The sequence below is a fragment of the Streptomyces sp. NPDC027672 genome (genome assembly GCF_055566335.1).
This window is the reverse complement of the sequence record NZ_JBVHSO010000006.1, coordinates 59,205-75,490: the sequence shown is the minus strand read 5'-3', so window position 1 is coordinate 75,490 and position 16,286 is coordinate 59,205. Positions and strand designations below refer to the sequence as shown.

Annotated in this window: 11 protein-coding genes, 2 tRNA genes and 1 pseudogene; 7 read left to right on the top strand and 7 right to left on the bottom strand. The window is 73.6% G+C overall.

All coding sequences use genetic code 11. The annotated features are described in order from the left end of the window. The first annotated feature begins 49 nt into the window (after positions 1-49). Together ACZ4SV_RS16180 and ACZ4SV_RS16175 are read left to right on the top strand one after the other, a co-directional pair. Positions 50-583: a glycine-rich domain-containing protein gene (locus tag ACZ4SV_RS16180; RefSeq protein WP_468004886.1), complete on the top strand. Its 534-nt coding sequence runs from the start codon at positions 50-52 to the stop codon at positions 581-583. A 23-nt stretch (positions 584-606) separates the two neighbouring features. Further along, positions 607-732, top strand: coding sequence for a hypothetical protein (locus tag ACZ4SV_RS16175; RefSeq protein WP_468004884.1), 126 nt, complete (start codon positions 607-609; stop codon positions 730-732). A 169-nt stretch (positions 733-901) separates the two neighbouring features. Here ACZ4SV_RS16175 and ACZ4SV_RS16170 read toward each other — a convergent pair. Further along, a pseudogene (locus ACZ4SV_RS16170) lies at positions 902-1,042 on the bottom strand (helix-turn-helix domain-containing protein); the annotation flags it as partial. Positions 1,043-1,265: 223 nt separating this feature from the next. Continuing rightward, positions 1,266-1,338: transfer RNA gene (locus ACZ4SV_RS16165), tRNA-Ala, on the bottom strand. A 183-nt stretch (positions 1,339-1,521) separates the two neighbouring features. Here ACZ4SV_RS16165 and ACZ4SV_RS16160 point away from each other — a divergent pair. Both ACZ4SV_RS16160 and ACZ4SV_RS16155 read left to right on the top strand, forming a co-directional pair. Beyond that, positions 1,522-2,070, top strand: a complete 549-nt coding sequence (locus ACZ4SV_RS16160; protein WP_397936525.1) for a helix-turn-helix domain-containing protein — start codon at positions 1,522-1,524, stop codon at positions 2,068-2,070. 118 nt (positions 2,071-2,188) lie between these two features. Continuing rightward, positions 2,189-3,817 carry a serine/threonine-protein kinase gene (locus tag ACZ4SV_RS16155; protein WP_468004881.1) on the top strand — a complete coding sequence of 543 codons (1,629 nt, stop codon included), beginning with the start codon at positions 2,189-2,191 and terminating at the stop codon, positions 3,815-3,817. A gap of 123 nt (positions 3,818-3,940) precedes the next feature. Here the strand turns inward: ACZ4SV_RS16155 and ACZ4SV_RS16150 are convergent, their stop codons facing one another. Further along, positions 3,941-5,206: a hypothetical protein gene (locus tag ACZ4SV_RS16150; RefSeq protein ID WP_468004879.1), complete on the bottom strand. Its 1,266-nt coding sequence runs from the start codon at positions 5,204-5,206 to the stop codon at positions 3,941-3,943. Positions 5,207-5,735: 529 nt separating this feature from the next. Continuing rightward, positions 5,736-5,864, bottom strand: a complete 129-nt coding sequence (locus ACZ4SV_RS16145) for a DLW-39 family protein (RefSeq protein ID WP_003999697.1) — start codon at positions 5,862-5,864, stop codon at positions 5,736-5,738. Between the two features lie 350 nt (positions 5,865-6,214). Between ACZ4SV_RS16145 and ACZ4SV_RS16140 the strand changes: the two genes are divergently transcribed. From ACZ4SV_RS16140 to ACZ4SV_RS16130, 3 genes are all read left to right on the top strand, one after another. Continuing rightward, positions 6,215-6,601, top strand: a complete 387-nt coding sequence (locus ACZ4SV_RS16140; protein ID WP_365871664.1) for a DUF6344 domain-containing protein — start codon at positions 6,215-6,217, stop codon at positions 6,599-6,601. 165 nt (positions 6,602-6,766) lie between these two features. After that, positions 6,767-7,552 (top strand): glycosyltransferase family 2 protein, encoded by a 786-nt coding sequence (locus tag ACZ4SV_RS16135; RefSeq protein ID WP_468004877.1) that lies wholly within the window; start codon positions 6,767-6,769, stop codon positions 7,550-7,552. Between the two features lie 555 nt (positions 7,553-8,107). Further along, positions 8,108-12,520: an nSTAND1 domain-containing NTPase gene (locus ACZ4SV_RS16130; RefSeq protein ID WP_468004875.1), complete on the top strand. Its 4,413-nt coding sequence runs from the start codon at positions 8,108-8,110 to the stop codon at positions 12,518-12,520. A gap of 216 nt (positions 12,521-12,736) precedes the next feature. Here ACZ4SV_RS16130 and ACZ4SV_RS16125 read toward each other — a convergent pair. The 3 genes from ACZ4SV_RS16125 to gyrA form a co-directional block, all read right to left on the bottom strand. Beyond that, positions 12,737-12,813 (bottom strand) — tRNA-Ile (locus ACZ4SV_RS16125). Positions 12,814-12,901: 88 nt separating this feature from the next. Next, positions 12,902-13,633, bottom strand: a complete 732-nt coding sequence (locus tag ACZ4SV_RS16120; RefSeq protein ID WP_365871624.1) for a DUF3566 domain-containing protein — start codon at positions 13,631-13,633, stop codon at positions 12,902-12,904. An 18-nt stretch (positions 13,634-13,651) separates the two neighbouring features. Continuing rightward, positions 13,652-16,246 carry a DNA gyrase subunit A gene (gene gyrA, locus ACZ4SV_RS16115; protein WP_468004873.1) on the bottom strand — a complete coding sequence of 865 codons (2,595 nt, stop codon included), beginning with the start codon at positions 16,244-16,246 and terminating at the stop codon, positions 13,652-13,654. Positions 16,247-16,286: the final 40 nt, after the last annotated feature.

The window sequence follows — 16,286 nt, the reverse complement described above, 5'->3', positions numbered from 1 at the left end:
GAACCCGGCCCGGGCGCCGACCCCATCCGCTCCAGCGAAGGAGATCATCGTGACCATACCTCCCGGACCCACCCCGGACGGTGGTCCTCCCGGCCCCAAGCCGCCGCCGATGGCCCGCATGCTCATCACCGACGAGCAGTTCACCAGCTACCGCAGCACGGTGTTGGACGCCAACCCGGCCATGGGCGAGGAGCTGGCCGGCCGGATCGTGGAGGAGGCCCTCAAGTTCGTGGCGGCCTGCTCGGCGAACCCGGGCGCCGGGCTCGTGCCGTCGCGGATCGTGGACGAGGGCTGGCACGCCCTGCTGGTCCACACCGAGATGTACGCGGGCCTGTGCGAGCGTCTCGGCGGCCGGTTCGTGCACCACGCCCCGGGCTACGGTCCGGAGAGCTACGACCCCACCGTCCTGGACCGCACCCGCGAAGCCATCGCGGCGCTCGGCTGGGACGTGGATGAGGAACTGTGGGTGGCGCCGTCGGACGAGACGCTCGTGCCGGTCGCGGCCAAGTGCCAGCACTCGGACGACGGCGGACCGATCGAGACCCGTCGCAAACCCAAGCCCGAACCCAAGCCCGACAAGTAGCCTCTCCCGCGAAAGGAGGCCGCATGTCCGAGTGGATCGACCCGAAGTACGCGGATCTGGTGGCGGCGTGGAGGCGCGCGCAGCAGCCGGACTCGCGTGACCCGGAGCCGCAGCCGCAGCGGATGTTCCTCATCCCGCCGAAGGGCTGACGGTAGTACCCCGAACCCCCGGCCACACCCCCCGGCCGGGGGCTCTCCGCGCCCACCTTGCCAGCGCGAGGACGGCCGAGGCCTTGGCCGACCGGGAGCTGGAAATCGTCCGGGTGCCGCGATGACTCCGCGGCCGGCGTGCCGACGCGTCGGCCGGGCCCTCACGCGTTCAGCGGACGAGGCCGGCGAGGGGCACGTCCAGGACCTCGGCGATGAGCAGCAGGTCTAGCAGGCCGGGGATGCGCTGCGCGTGCTCCCAGCGGTGGATCGTCCGGTTTTCTCGGCCGACGCGGTCGCCGAGCTGTATCTGGGTGAGGCCGGCATGTACGGGACGCGCATCTCAGGCGCGCGTGGGGAGACGCGCATGCCCGTCCCGGCGGCGGGACTCTACGTGCCTGGCGCACACAGTCCAGCCACTCGAACAAGTGAACGGTCGACAAGATCACTGGGGATGTGGACTCTATGTGGAATCCGGATGCAAGAAGGCCCCGCACCCAACCGGGTACAGGGCCTGACCTGCTCGTTCCTACCTGTGGAGCCTAGGGGAGTCGAACCCCTGACATCCGCCATGCAAAGACGGCGCTCTACCAACTGAGCTAAGGCCCCGCGCAGCGGCTCCCGGCCGGACGGTCTGCTTCCCGGTGGGTGCCGCAGACCAGAGTACCGGGTCACCCCCCGTGTTCCGCAAAAAGATTGGGGGTCCCCGCGGATGACCACTCTCCGTAAGATGCTCGACGTGGTTCGCTACAGCGAACCGCGGTTCTTCAGGGGAAGCGATGGGGAGACGCCATGGACGCCGCACAGCAGGAAGCCACCGCCAGAGCGCGCGAGCTGCAGCGGAACTGGTACGGGGAGCCGCTGGGGGCGCTCTTCCGTAAGCTCATCGACGATCTCGGGCTGAACCAGGCGCGGCTCGCGGCGGTCCTCGGCCTGTCCGCTCCGATGCTCTCCCAGTTGATGAGCGGTCAGCGTGCCAAGATCGGCAATCCCGCGGTCGTCCAGCGGGTGCAGCTGCTCCAGGACCTGGCGGCCCAGGTCGCGGACGGCAGCGTCAGCGCCGCCGAGGCGACCGACCGCATGGACGAGATCAAGAAGTCGCAAGGGGGATCCGTGCTCAACAACACCACCCAGACCACCACCAGTTCGGGCGCGCCCACGGTCAAGCGCGTGGTCCGCGAGATCCAGTCGCTGCTCCGCTCGGTGGCCGCCGCCGGCGACATCATCGACGCCGCGGACGCCCTCGCGCCGAGCCACCCCGAACTCGCGGAGTTCCTCCGCGTCTACGGCGCCGGCCGCACCGCCGACGCCGTCGCGCACTACCAGTCCCACCAGAACTGATCCACTCCCGCCCGAACTGATCCACGGGCCGGTCCGCCGGGGGAACCGGACCGGCCGGGGCACGGGATGTCCGCGAGCGGTCGGCCGCACAGGGCCGGGAAGAGGAGCGGCGGCTGTCATGGGTGAGGTCTTCGCCGGCCGGTACGAGCTGGCCGACCCGATCGGGCGCGGTGGCGTGGGCGCCGTATGGCGTGCCTGGGACCATCGCCGACGGCGTTACGTGGCCGCGAAGGTCCTGCGGCAGCGCGACGCCCACTCCCTGCTCCGTTTCGTCCGCGAGCAGGGGCTGCGCATCGACCACCCGCACGTCCTCGCCCCGGCCAGCTGGGCCGCCGACGACGACAAGGTGCTGTTCACCATGGACCTGGTCGCCGGCGGCTCCCTGGTCCACCTGGTCAACGACTACGGCCCCCTGCCGTCGGCCTTCGTGTGCACGCTCCTCGACCAGTTGCTGTCCGGGCTCGCCGCCGTCCACGCGGACGACGTCGTCCACCGGGACATCAAGCCCGCCAACGTCCTCCTCGAAGCCACCGGCACCGGCCGGCCACGCCTCAGGCTCTCCGACTTCGGCATCGCCATGCGGCTCGGCGAACCCCGGCTGACGGAGACCAACCTCGTGGTGGGCACGCCCGGTTACCTCGCCCCCGAGCAGTTACAGGGCGCCGAACCCGACTTCCCCGCCGACCTGTTCGCCGTGGGCCTGGTCGCCCTCTACCTCCTCCAGGGCGCCAAGCCGGACGCCGGCGCCCTCGTGCGGTACTTCGAGGAGCACGGCACGCCCGGCGCGCCGAAGGGCGTCCCGGAACCGGTCTGGGGCGTCGTCGCCTCGCTGCTCCAGCCCGATCCCGCACGGCGTTTCCGTACGGCCACGGGGGCGCGCAAGGCGCTCGCCGACGCCGCGGAACTCCTGCCGGAGCCCGGCCCCGACGACGAACTCGTCGAGATCTTCGACCAACTCGGCCCCCTGCCCCCCGGTTTCGGCCCCGCCGGCCCCCTCCGCCAGGCCTCCGGCGTCGCCTTGGACCTGGTGCCGGGGAGGAATACGACGCCGGGCACAGGCGGGATTACGGGGGCCGGCACGGGCGCAGGCGGGGCTACGGGCGACGGCACGGGCACGGACTCGGCCAGGCGCCCGGGTACGGCACCGGGCACGGGCGACGGCACCGGCACCGGCACTGGCTCGGGCGGGCACTCGAGTACGGGAGCGGTGCCGGGCGCGCGGGCGGACCTGGGCGCGGGTGTGAGCGCGGGTACACCGGGCGCGCGGGCAGACGCGAGCGCGGGCATGAGCGCGGGGACGAGCGGGAGCCTGGTCACGGGTTCCGGCACGCCCGCCCACGGTTCCGGCGAACCCACCCACACCGGCTCCCTGTCGGACACCGGCAGCTTCCGGCTGCCGCCACCCCAGCACCCCCCGGCCCCCGATCCCGTACCCGCCCCCGCCCCGCACCCACACACCTTCCCGCCCCCTCCCGCACCCGTGCCGATGCCGACGCGGGCTCCTGGGCCCTTGCCGCTCCCGCCCCTCGACACCACCACCGACACCGCCGCGTACACGGCCCGCGACCCACGAGCCACCGCAGCGGCCCCTCCCGCCTCTCCCGCCCGTCCCGCCTCGCAGCCCCGGCACCGGCGGGCGCGGCGCGCGGCCCCGCGGCCCGGACCGCCCGCCCGCGCCGTACTCGTGATCCTGCTGCTGGCGCTCGCCTGCTACGCGGTCGGCTTCTGGGCGCTGACCCGCTACTGACCGGCCACTGCCCCCGCCACCGACCGGCCACTAACCCTCTACTGGCCGGCTGCTGACCGACCACCGACCGGCTCTGCGTCGCCCGAGCCGGTCGTCGCCAGGGCCGGGCCGGGCCCGCTCACCTCACCGGGAGCGCGCGTGCGAGCGGCGGGCCGCCACCGTCCAGCCGCCGAGGACCAGCAGCAGCGCGGTCCCCGAGCCGATCCCGCCGACGGCGACCAGCCGCATCGCCCGGTTCCCGCCGCCCGCCCCGCCCGGTCCCGGTCCCGGGCCCCCGGTGCCTCCGGTGTCCCCGGCCAGCGCGGCCGCGCGGTCCCGCTCGGTGACCGTGAAGACACCCCCGGGCTCGGGGCTGCCGGCGTATCCGGGTCCCGCGTGCGTCCGCCCGGCCACCCGTACCCGCAGGGTCACCTCGAACGGCCCCTGCCCGAACGTGTCGGCCAGGCGGGTGCTGAGGTGCAGGACCACGTAGTAGTGGCCGGCGAACCGGACGGAGGTCACGCCGGCCGGGACGGCGTACCGGTTGGCGTACTCCACCGGCGGCAGCGGAGCGAGCGCGGCGGACTTCGCGGCGCCGGTGTAGCCGAGGGAGACGCCGTCGACGTAGCCGCGGACGGGGTTGTAGAGGGAGAGGTTCAGGGCGCCGCCGGCGTAGCCGTGGCCCGGGGCGCCGCCCAGCCCGGCCGAGGCGTGCAGGCGCAGGCCCCAGTCCAGCGGCACCGCGTAGAACCGGGTCTCGCCGGGGGTGAGGGCCGTTCGCCAGACGCCCTGGCCGAGCGGGCGCGCGGTGGCGAACCCGGTGCCGCCGGTGCGGTCGCGGGGCCGGCCGGGGAGGGGCGCGGGGGTGGCGGAGTCCCAGGCGCGCGGCGGGTCCGTGGCGCCGGCCTGGGCCAGGCCCGGTTCCGTGGCGGGCGTGATCTCCAGGTCCCACCGCCCGGACGTGGCCGCCGCGCCGGCACCCTGGGCGTCGAGACGCTCGACGAGCAGGTAGTACGTGCCCGCCCCCTGGCACAGCGCCTTGCCCGCCTCGCGCTGCCCCAGGGCCGTGACCGGGCGCGGGCTGAGCCCGGCGCCGAAGCGGGCGGAGGCGTAGGAGCAGGAGGTGCCGTGCGCGTCCCGGAGCGAGACGCGGATGCCGTCGGTGGCGGTGACGGTGGCGTCCGCGGGCGGTACGGCGGTGACGGGGACATACGCCGTGTCCGTGGCGGTGAGCCGCAGCCGGTAGTAGAGCCTGCCGCCGCGTGGGAGGGAGCTGCGGTAGGGGTGGCCGGCCTCCAGCGCCTCGGCGGCCGAGGTGTCCGCCGCGCCCGCGACACTCCGGGCGCCGGGCACGAAGGCGTACGACCCCGCCTCCGACACCGCTCCCGAGCCCAGCCCCGCCTCCGGCACCGCTCCCGATGCGCGCCCCGACTCCGACCGCGCACCGGCGACGGCCGGAGCGGCGACAATCGGAGCGGCGACAGCCGGCGCGGCGGCTGCGGGACCGGCGACAGCCGGCGCGGCCACAACCGGAGCGGCGGCCGCCGACGCGGCGCCGGCCAGGGCGGTCGCCGGGCCGGACAGCGCGACGGCCCAGGCCGCCGGCAGCACCAGTGCGACGCGCCGGGCCCTCGCGGCGGCCCGCCGCCACCGTCCCGCCGCAGCCCCGCCCGCTCGCCTCCGCACGCGCCACCACCCCCGTCGTCGCCCCACCCGCCGGACCGGGCCCATCCTGCCCCGGCCGGCCCTGCGCCATCCGGGCAACGGGTACACCCGTCCGAAACCGGCGCCACCCCGGCACACCCCGCCCCTCCGCCTACCCCACCCGGCACGCCCCCGCAACGCGAGACGCCCCGGAGGCCCGGCGGGAAGCACAGAACCCCGGCCGCTCAGGCGGCCGGGGTCCGTACAGATTCGGTATGTGCTTCGGTTTCGGGACTCACGAACCCGTGGGCACGGAGTCAGTCGCCTCCGTCCACAGGTCCTGCTCGGCGCGATCCGCCTGGATCTGGCGGTACACGAGGAGCCCGCCGATGGCGGCCAGTGCGACCAGGAGCAGCTTCTTCACCGCGCGACCTCGTCTTTCCTTGACGTAGGGGGACCTCTGGCGCCCGACTATACACACCGACCGATATCGATCGGTGACCTGCGCCGGGCCCCAACTCCCGCCCCCGCGAGCGCGATAGCCCAGGTCGGACGCCGTCTTGGCCGCAGGGTGACCACACCCGCACGTACAGTTACCTTGCTCCCCTTTCGCTCGTGCTCATCGGCTTATGGGAGCTTTCCGACCGCCTTGCGGCCATCCGGGTGGTGTTCATCGGAACATCGACGCGCCACGGGCGTCGGTCCACCACTTCCCCGCCCCCATACACATGATGAACAAAGTACGCAAATCGCCCAACCCGAAAGTGAGGGGTCATGGCCCAGAACAAGGTCATGAAGCTGTGGACCGCCATCGTCACCGCCTTCCTCGCGCTGTGCACGGCGCTCGGTCTCGTCACCGCGGGCACCGCCACCGCCGCCGCGGCCGGTCCCCGGACCGAGAGCCCGCGCACCGGCACCGCGCACCGCACGAACCCGGCGGTCCCGGCGACGCGCCACTGGGCCTGGTCCCACGCCAGGGCCCTGCCCCCCACGATGAAGCAGCGGATCAGGGCCGAGGCCCACGGAAAGTCCCCGAGCTGCCGCCACCGGCCCCTGACCCCGGCCCAGACGGAAGTCCAGACGGAAGCATCCGCGGAAGCCCAGCCGCGGCAGGCGGAGGTCCCGGCCCCGGGCCACGCCCCGGCGCCGCTCCTGTGCTGAGCCGGCCCGCGCGCAGTACCGCAACGTCTCGACACCACGGCGACTTGCGTACGCACCAGTCGAAACGGAAAGACCCCCGGCCGCACCGGCCGGGGGTCTCGCGTTTTCCCGGGCCCGCCGTAGGCCATGCTGGCAGCGCAACTCGCCCCGCCCCACGGAAAGGTGGTGAGCGCTGCCGTGAGCCGGCGCGTCACCGTAGTCACCGCTGTCCACGGCCCGTCCGCCCGGTTCCTGCCGGACGCGTACGCCTCCCTGTGCGCACAGCGGCTGCCCGCCGGCTGGGAGTGGGAGTGGCTCGTCCAGGAGGACGGCACGACGGACGAGGTCCGGCCGTACGTCCCGGACGACGCGCGCGTCTCCTTCCGGCAGGGCCGGCCCGGCGGCCCCGGCGTGGCCCGGACGCTCGCGCTGGCGCGCGCCGAGGGCGGGTACGTCAAGGTGCTGGACGCCGACGACCAGCTCACGCCGGGCGCGCTCGCCCGCGACCTGGCCGTGCTGGAGGCGCACCCGGCCGTCGGCTGGACGGCCTCCCGCGTCCTGGACCTGCTGCCCGACGGCTCCACGGCCGGCTTCCCCGGCGACCCCGACGACGGCCCGGTGGAGCGCGGGACCGTGCTCGCCCACTGGCGGCGGAACGGCTTCCGCCTCCCGGTCCATCCGGCGAGCCTGTGCGTACGGCGTGAGCTGCTGCTCGCCCTGGGCGGCTGGATGGCGCTGCCGGCCTCCGAGGACACCGGGCTGCTGCTGGCGCTGGACGCGGTCAGCCGCGGCTGGTTCACCGCGCGGACCGGTCTGCTGTACCGCAAGTGGGACGGACAGGTCACCGGCCAGGCCGCCCATGTCGACCCCGCCGAACTGGCGGCCCGTACGGCGGTCGCGGAGGCCCGGGCCCGCGCGCTCGCCGGCTACGACTGGAGCTGGCCGCCGGCTGACGTCCCGCCGGCCGGCTGAACTCCCACGGCGGTTGAGCTCCCACGACGGCTGAACTCCCACGGCGGCCGGGGCACCGCCGAGGCGCACGGGCGGCGTGGGCGGCGACGCGTACGGAGGGCATGTGCGGCGTGTAGGGACGACGGGTACGGACGGCGTGGGGAAGACCGCCGGTCTCAGCTTCCCGCCCGCCCGGCACCGGTCCCTCCCCTCGTGGGGACCGGTGCCGAACGGTGCGGGGCCGTCGACCCGTGCCATGTCGGCGCGGCACGGATCGAAGATCGGGGCCGGAGTGCCGGCTCTCTGGGTCGCGCGTGGCTCAGCCGCCGCACGCGACGCGGGGTGACCGAATTTGACCGAGAACGTTCGGTGCCGTGGGCTGTCTCTCCGAGCACTGAGCCGGTGGCCTGTCCGGACAGTGGGTGACCGGTCCACTACCGGGTTCGGATCCTGCCATCTGTCGTCCCCCACGAGGAGGTTCCGGACTGAAGTCCTCCCCTTAACCGCAGGTCAGACGTATAGGGTGGGTTTTCCGGTCCGGACGTCCACACGCGGGGGAAAGTAAGGGGTGGGGCCTTGAGTTCCGACTCAGGGGCACGCACAGCCTTCGCCGAGCGGCTCGCGCTGCTGTACAAGGAGGCCGGAAACCCTCCCCTGAAGAGTGTCGCCGAGGCGGTCGTACGGCTGCAGCGGGTCGACGAGCGCGGCCGGCCCGTGCGGGTGTCCGCACAGCGGATCAGTGACTGGCGCCGGGCCAGGAACGTACCGGCCCAGTTCGCCGCCCTCGCGGCGGTCCTCCAGATCCTGATCCCGGAGGCCCGGCGGCTGCGCCCCGCCCCGGTCTCCACCGGACTCTACGACCTCGCCCACTGGCAGCGGCTGTGGGAGCTGGCCCTGACCGGCCCGGCCGGCGACCGCCACGCGCCGCCCGCCGAGGAGAACCGGCGGCCGCCGGCCCAGGCGCCGCCCGTCGCCGGCGGTGTGTGCCCGTACCGCGGGCTGGCCCCCTACCGGTGGGAGGACGCCCGGTGGTTCTTCGGCCGGGAACGCAGTACGAAGGCCCTCGTCGCCCAGCTCCGCGCGGCCGAGCGGTCGGGCGGACTGGTCATGCTGGTCGGCGCGTCCGGCGCCGGGAAGTCGTCCCTGCTCAACGCCGGCCTGGTCCCCGCCATCCGCGGCGGCGCCCTGAGCACCCCCACGGCCCGGCAGGACAAGGCGGCCCACCCTGCCCAGGCCGCCGGTCCCGCCGGGCGGATCTCCCTTCCTCTCCCGTCCCAGCCCGCCCCGGCCGAACCGGACTCCACGGCCCGCCCGTCACCGGCCGACCCGAAGGCCACGGCCCGCCCGTCCCCGGCCCCGCCCGGCCATCCCGCCCCGCACGACCAGGCGGCACCGCTCCACCCCGCCCCGCAGCGAACGGGCCGGCCTCCCGGTTCCACCGGCACCAGCAGGCCCACGGGTGCCCCGGGCACCACTCCCAGCAGCACCAACGGCCCCACGGGTACCGGGAATCCCACCGCATCCCCCGCACCTCCCTCCCCCTCCTCCCCATCCACAAGCCCCGCTCCCGCCCACCCCGCCGATCCCCCCGGCCCCGTCCTCCAGCTCGTCCCCGGCCCCGATCCGCTGGGCGAGCTGGTGCGCCGTATCCCCGAGCTGGCCGCCGTGGCCGCGAAGGCGTGCCGGGCCGAGCGGGCGGCGGCGCGGAACCCGGCGCTGCCGGGCTGCGACGCCCCGCACATCGCGCGGGCCGTACGCGAGGCGGTCGCGGTCTGGGCGGGCCGGGCGACCGCGCCGGACGCCCGGCCGGTCGTCATCGTGGACCAGTTCGAGGAGGCGTTCACCCTCTGCGCCGACGAGGCGGACCGGCGTACCTTCATCCGCTTCCTGCACGCCGCCTGCACCCCGCCCCCCGGCTCCGCCGGACCCGCGCCCGTCCGGGTCGTCCTCGGCATACGGGCCGACTTCTACGAGCAGTGCCTCGGCTACCCGGAGCTGGCCGACGCCCTCCAGCACCGCCACATGGTGCTCGGCCCGCTGACCGGCACCGAACTGCGCGAGGCGGTGACCGGCCCGGCGAAGGCGGTGGGGCTGGAGCTGGAGCCGGGGCTCGCGGAGCTGATCGTGCGCGAGGTGAGCGCCGACGGCCCGCGCGGGGCGCACGACGCGGGCGTGCTGCCGCTGCTGTCGCACGCCCTGCTGGCCACCTGGCAGCGCCGCAAGGCCGGCCGGCTGACGCTGGCCGGCTACCGCGCGGCCGGCGGCATCCAGGGCGCGGTCGCCGCGACCGCCGAGCGGGCCTGGTCCGGCCTGGACCCCGCGGCCCGGGCCGCCGCCCGGCTGCTGCTGCTGCGGCTGGTCCGGCTGGGCGAGGACACCCAGGCCACGCGCCGGCGCGGCACCCGGCGGCAGCTCGCCGAGGAGTCGGCGGACCCGGACAAGACCGAGGAGTCGCTGGAGGCCCTGGTCCGGGCCCGGCTGGTGACGCTGGACGCGGACACCGTGGAGATCACCCACGAGGCGCTGCTGCACGCCTGGCCCCGGCTGCGGCACTGGATCGACGAGGGCCGGGGCGACCACCTGCTGCGCCAGCGGCTGGAGGAGGACGGCCGGGCCTGGGAGGACTCGGGCCGGGACAGCTCGCTGCTGTACCGGGGCTCGCGGCTGGAGCAGGCCCGTAGCTGGGCCCGGTCGGCCGGGGACACCTATCTGACCCGCAGCGCGGTGGAGTTCCTGGCCGCCTCGGTGCGGCTGCGCAAGCGCACGGTGTGGCTGAGCCGGGCCGCGGTGGCGGCGCTGGTGGCACTGGCCGTGCTGGCCGCCGGCTCCGCGGTGATCGCCTGGAAGCAGCGCGACGACGCCGTGTTCGAGCAGGTCCTCGCCGAGGCGGACCGGGTGCAGCACAGCGATCCGTCGCTGGCCGCCCAGCTCGACCTGGTCGCACACCGGCTGCGGCCCGACGACGAGGGCACGTACAGCAGGCTGCTGTCGATCGTGAACGCGCCGCTGGCCACCCCGCTGTCCGGCCACACCGGTGCCGTCTACCTCACCTCGTTCAGCCCGGACGGCAAGACCCTGGCCACGGCGAGCTACGACCACACGGTCCGGCTGTGGAACGTGGCCGACCCGCACCGCCCGGCCCCGCTCGGCAAGCCCCTGACCGGGCACACCAGTTGGGTGAGCAGCGCCGTCTTCAGCCCGGACGGCCGCACCCTGGCCAGCGCCGGCGACGACGGCACGGTCCGGATGTGGGACGTCGGCGACCCCGCGCGCCCGCTGCCGCTCGGGGCGCCGCTCACCGGCCACCGGGGCACGATCTACCTGGTCGCGTTCAGCCCGGACGGCCGCACCCTGGCCACGGCCGGCGAGGACAGCACCGTACGGCTGTGGAACGTGGCCGACCCGCGCCGGCCCGTCGCGCTGTCCGTGCTGCGCGGCCACAGCGCCGCGGTGCGCTGTGTGGTGTTCAGCCCGGACGGGCGGACGCTGGCGACGGGCGGCGACGACGAGACGATCCGGCTGTGGGACGTGTCCGCGCCGCGCCGGCCCGCCCAGGTCAGGACGCTGCGCGGGCACACGGACCTGGTGCACTCGGTGGCCTACAGCCCCGACGGGCACACCCTGGCCAGCGGCAGCGCGGACGACACCATACGGCTGTGGGACGTACGGGTGCCCGGCCGCGCGGCGCCGGCCGGCTCGCCGCTGACCGGGCACACCGGGCCGGTCTGGTCGGTGGCGTTCAGCCCCGACGGGGACCGGCTGGCCGCCGCGAGCGCGGACAGCACCGCGAGCCTGTGGAACGTCAGCGACCCGGCGTCCCCGTCCCAGGTCGGCGAACCGCTCGCGGGCAGCAGCGGGGAGATGTACGCGCTCGGGTTCCGCCCGGACGGCCGTACCCTCGCCACCGGCAGCGGGGACGGCAAGGTGCGGCTGTGGTCGGTGCCGGCCACGGACATGATCGGCCGGACCGGTGCGTTCCGGCCGGACGGCCGGGTGCTGGCCACGGCCGCCCGGGACGGCAGGCTACGGCTGTGGAACGTGACCCGGCCCGGCCGGCCCGTGCCGCTCGGCAGGCCGTTCATGCGGGCCGACGGCGACCAGCGCTCGCTGCTGTTCTCCCCCGACGGCCGCGTCCTCGCCGTCCTCACCGGCGCCCGCACGGTGCACCTGTGGAACGTCACCGACCCCGCCCACCCGGTCGCGGCCGGCCCGCCGCTGATCCTGCGGACCCGTTTCATGGGCCCGGACGCGCTGGCCTACAGCCCCGACGGGCACACCCTGGCCACCGCCTACGACGACCGCACCATCCAGTTGTGGGATGTCACCGATCCCGCGCACGCCGTACGGCTCGGCACCCCGCTCACCGGCCACCGGGGCTATGTCAACGCCCTCGCCTTCGCCCCGGACGGGCACACGCTGGCCAGCGGCAGCGCGGACAGCACGATCCGGCTGTGGGACGTCACCCGCCCGGCGCACGCCGCGGCGCTCGGCAAGCCGCTCACCGAGCACACCGGGCCGGTCAACACGCTCGCGTTCAGCCCGCGGGGGGACACGCTGGCCAGCGGCAGCGACGACGACACGGTACGGCTGTGGAACGTCACCGACCCGGCCGCGGCGAGCGCCCTGGGCGCCCCGCTGACCGGCCACACCGAGGCGGTGACGTCCCTGACGTTCGCCGCGGCCGGCCACACGCTGGCCAGCGGCGGCAACGACAACACGGTCCGCCTGTGGAACGTCGCCGACCCCGCCGACGCCACCCCGGTCGGCCAGTCGATGAGCCCCAACGCCAAGACGGGCACGTTCCTGTCCTTCAGCCCCGGCAGCCGCGTCCTCGGCGTCTCCAGCGGTACGGACACGGTCCGCCTGTGGAACCTGGACACCGGCACGGCGATCCGCCACATCTGCGCGGTCACCCGGGGCGTCCTGACGAAACAGCGCTGGCACGAGTACCTGCCCCGCCTCTCCTACGACCCTCCGTGCGGTCGATGATCGGCCAACCTGCTTGATTCCCCCCGGACTTGGCCCCACGCCACCGGCAACCTTGTTACCCTTGGCCATAGCCCGATCGCTGGTGCATCCCCCGTCGCCAGCGGTCGGGCATTCCCGTCTTCCCGGCCCCCTTCGGCACCGGGATACCGACGGGCAGGAGAGGTCACCCATAAACGTCAAGAACCCCCAGCCGTTAAGACTGGGGGTTCTTCTCGCTGGTGGGGCTAACAGGATTTGAACCTGTGGCCTCATCCTTATCAGGGATGCGCTCTAACCAACTGAGCTATAGCCCCGCCGCGCTCTGCGGTGTGTGTCCCGCGCGCTGACTCCTGAAGGTTAGCGCACGACCCCGTCAGTCCCAAAATCGGTTGTCGGGGGTCGTCACTCGTCCTCCGCGAGGGTCAGCTCGATGCCGCCCACGAAGCCCGCGGAGAGGTTGTAGATGAACGCGCCGAGCGTCGCGAGCGCCGTGGCCAGGACCACGTCGATGACCGCGATGACCGACGTGAACGTGAGGACGTGCGGCAGGGACAGGAACGCCTGGAGGTCGAAGCCGTTCGCCTCGTTCGAGCCGGTCGCCTCCGAGATCGTGCCGCCGACCGTCGAGAACACGCCCATCGCGTCCATGACCATCCACAGCACCGCCGAGGCGACGATCGTGCAGATGCCGAACGCGATGGAGAGCAGGAAGCTGACCTTCATCACCGACCACGGGTCGGCCTTGGCCACCCGCAGCCGCGCCTTGCGGGTCCGCGGCGCCGTCGGCTGGCGCACGCCGGTGCGCGGCTTGCGGACCGCGCCGGCCGGGGCCTGCGCCGGATAGGCCTGCGGCGGGTGGTACGGCCCGCCGGGCTGCTCCGGGTGCCGCTCGCCGGGGAGCGGCGACGCCGCCCGTGCCTCGCCGGCCGCGGCCGGACCTCGGGTGTCCGTCAACGTTCCCCCCTGGGATCCAGACGTACGGGAAGAGTCCCTCTCGGACGCCTTCACCGGCTTCAGGTTCGTCGTGTGCGGGTCGCTCGCACTTGCCGTACGCGCGGCGGAGCCACGGCCGCCGCCGTCCGTTTCCGTACCCGTCGAGGTACCGGCCGATCCGGCGCCCGTGGCTCCGCTCACGATGACTCACTCCTCGTGCTACTCGGCCGAGGGTGCCTCACCCTCGTCCGTGCCGGCGGTCGCGGCACCCTCGGCGGTCTCGTCCACGGCCACGTCGCCGTCGACTTCCTCCGCCTCGCGCCCGGCCTCGGCGTTACGTGCGATACCGACCACGGCATCGCGCTTGCCCAGGTTGATCAGTTGGACGCCCATCGTGTCACGGCCCGTCTCCCTGACCTCGCTGACTCGCGTACGAATCACACCGCCGGAGAGGGTGATGGCGAGGATCTCGTCGTTCTCCTCGACAATCAGCGCGCCGACGAGCGACCCACGGTCCTCCACGATCTTGGCGGCCTTGATGCCGAGGCCGCCGCGGCCCTGGACGCGGTACTCGTCGACGGCGGTCCGCTTCGCGTACCCACCGTCGGTGGCAGTGAACACGAACGTACCGGGTCGGACGACATTCATCGAGAGAAGCTCGTCGCTCTCCCGGAAACTCATCCCCTTGACACCGGAGGTGGCACGGCCCATCGGGCGCAGGGACTCGTCCGAGGCGGTGAACCGGATCGACTGGGCCTTCTTGCTGACCAGCAGGAGGTCGTCGTCGGCCGAGACCAGTTCCGCGCCGATCAGCTCGTCGTCGCTGCCGTCCTCGCGCTCGCGCAGGTTGATCGCGATGACACCGCCGGAGCGCGGCGAATCGTAGTCCTTCAGCGGCGTCTTCTTGACCAGACCGGCCTTCGTGGCCAGGACCAGGTACGGCGCCGCGTCGTAGTCCCGGATCGCGAGGATCTCGGCGATCGCCTCGTCCGGCTGGAAGGCCAGCAGGTTCGCCACGTGCTGTCCGCGCGCGTCCCGGCCGGCGTCGGGCAGCTCGTACGCCTTCGCCCGGTACACCCGGCCCTTGTTGGTGAAGAACAGCAGCCAGTGGTGGGTGGTGGAGACGAAGAAGTGGTCGACGATGTCGTCTTCCTTCAGCTTCGCCCCGCGCACGCCCTTGCCGCCGCGCTTCTGCGCCCGGTAGTCGTCCGTCTTCGTCCGCTTGACGTAGCCGCCGCGCGTGACGGTGACGACGATGTCCTCCTCGGCGATCAGGTCCTCGATGGACATGTCGCCCTCGTACGGGATCAGCTTGGTCTGCCGGTCGTCGCCGTACTTGTCGACGATCGCGGTCAGCTCCGCGCTGACGATCCCGCGCTGGCGGACCGGCGAGGCGAGGATCTGGTTGTACTCGTTGATCTTCGCCTGGAGCTCGTCGTGCTCCTGGACGATCTTCTGCCGCTCCAGGGCCGCCAGCCGCCGCAGCTGCATCTCCAGGATCGCGTTGGCCTGGATCTCGTCGATCTCCAGCAGGCCCATCAGTCCGCCGCGCGCGACGTCGACGGTCTCGCTGCGCCGGATCAGCGCGATGACCTCGTCGATGGCGTCCAGGGCCTTGAGCAGACCGCGCAGGATGTGCGCCCGCTCCTCGGCCTTGCGCAGCCGGAACTTCGTCCGGCGGACGATGACCTCGATCTGGTGCGTCACCCAGTGCCGGATGAAGGCGTCCAGCGAGAGGGTGCGCGGCACGCCGTCGACCAGCGCCAGCATGTTGGCGCCGAAGTTCGTCTGCAGGTCGGTGTGCTTGTACAGGTTGTTCAGCACGACCTTGGCGACCGCGTCCCGCTTGAGGACGATCACCAGGCGCTGGCCGGTACGCGACGAGGTCTCGTCCCGGACGTCCGCGATGCCGCCGATCTTGCCGTCCTTCACCAGGTCGGCGATCTTCTGCGCGAGGTTGTCCGGGTTCACCTGGTACGGCAGCTCGGTGACCACCAGGCACTGGCGGTTCTGGATCTCCTCGACCTCGACCACCGCGCGCATCGTGATGGAGCCGCGCCCGGTGCGGTACGCCTCCTCGATGCCCTTGCGGCCGACCACCAGCGCGCCGGTCGGGAAGTCCGGGCCCTTGATGCGCTCCAGGAGCGCGTCCAGCAGCTCCTCGTGGGAGGCCTCGGGGTTCTCCAGGTACCACTGGGCGCCGGCCGCCACCTCGCGCAGGTTGTGCGGCGGGATGTTGGTGGCCATGCCGACCGCGATGCCGGCCGAGCCGTTGATCAGCAGGTTCGGGAAGCGGGCCGGCAGGACGGTCGGCTCCTGGGAGCGGCCGTCGTAGTTGTCCGTGAAGTCGACGGTCTCCTCGTCGATGTCGCGGACCATCTCCATCGACAGCGGCGCCATCTTGCACTCGGTGTAGCGCATGGCCGCCGCCGGGTCGTTGCCCGGGGAGCCGAAGTTGCCGTTGGAGTCCACCAGCGGCATCCGCATCGACCACGACTGGGCGAGGCGCACCAGGGCGTCGTAGATGGAGGAGTCGCCGTGCGGGTGGTAGTTGCCCATGACGTCGCCGACCACGCGGGCGCACTTGTAGAAGCCGCGCTCGGGGCGGTAGCCGCCGTCGTACATCGCGTACAGCACCCGCCGGTGGACGGGCTTGAGACCGTCACGGACGTCGGGCAGCGCGCGGGAGACGATGACGGACATCGCGTAGTCGAGGTACGAGCGCTGCATCTCCGTCTCGAGCCCGACGGGCTCGACACGCATCACGATTTCGCCGCCCTCTTCCGGGGTGACGGGGGTGTTCTCGTCGGCCATTGCTGGTGGGAATCCTTCCTGGTGCGGTCAGCTGAGACCG

Excerpts from the sequence above, each read along its gene's own strand:
- gyrA (WP_468004873.1), bottom strand. The coding sequence starts at position 16,246 with ATGGCCGACGAGAACACCCCCGTCACCCCGGAAGAGGGCGGCGAAATC.
- ACZ4SV_RS16160 (WP_397936525.1), top strand. The coding sequence starts at position 1,522 with ATGGACGCCGCACAGCAGGAAGCCACCGCCAGAGCGCGCGAGCTGCAG.
- ACZ4SV_RS16175 (WP_468004884.1), top strand. The coding sequence starts at position 607 with ATGTCCGAGTGGATCGACCCGAAGTACGCGGATCTGGTGGCGGCGTGG.
- ACZ4SV_RS16140 (WP_365871664.1), top strand. The coding sequence starts at position 6,215 with ATGGCCCAGAACAAGGTCATGAAGCTGTGGACCGCCATCGTCACCGCC.
- ACZ4SV_RS16155 (WP_468004881.1), top strand. The coding sequence starts at position 2,189 with ATGGGTGAGGTCTTCGCCGGCCGGTACGAGCTGGCCGACCCGATCGGG.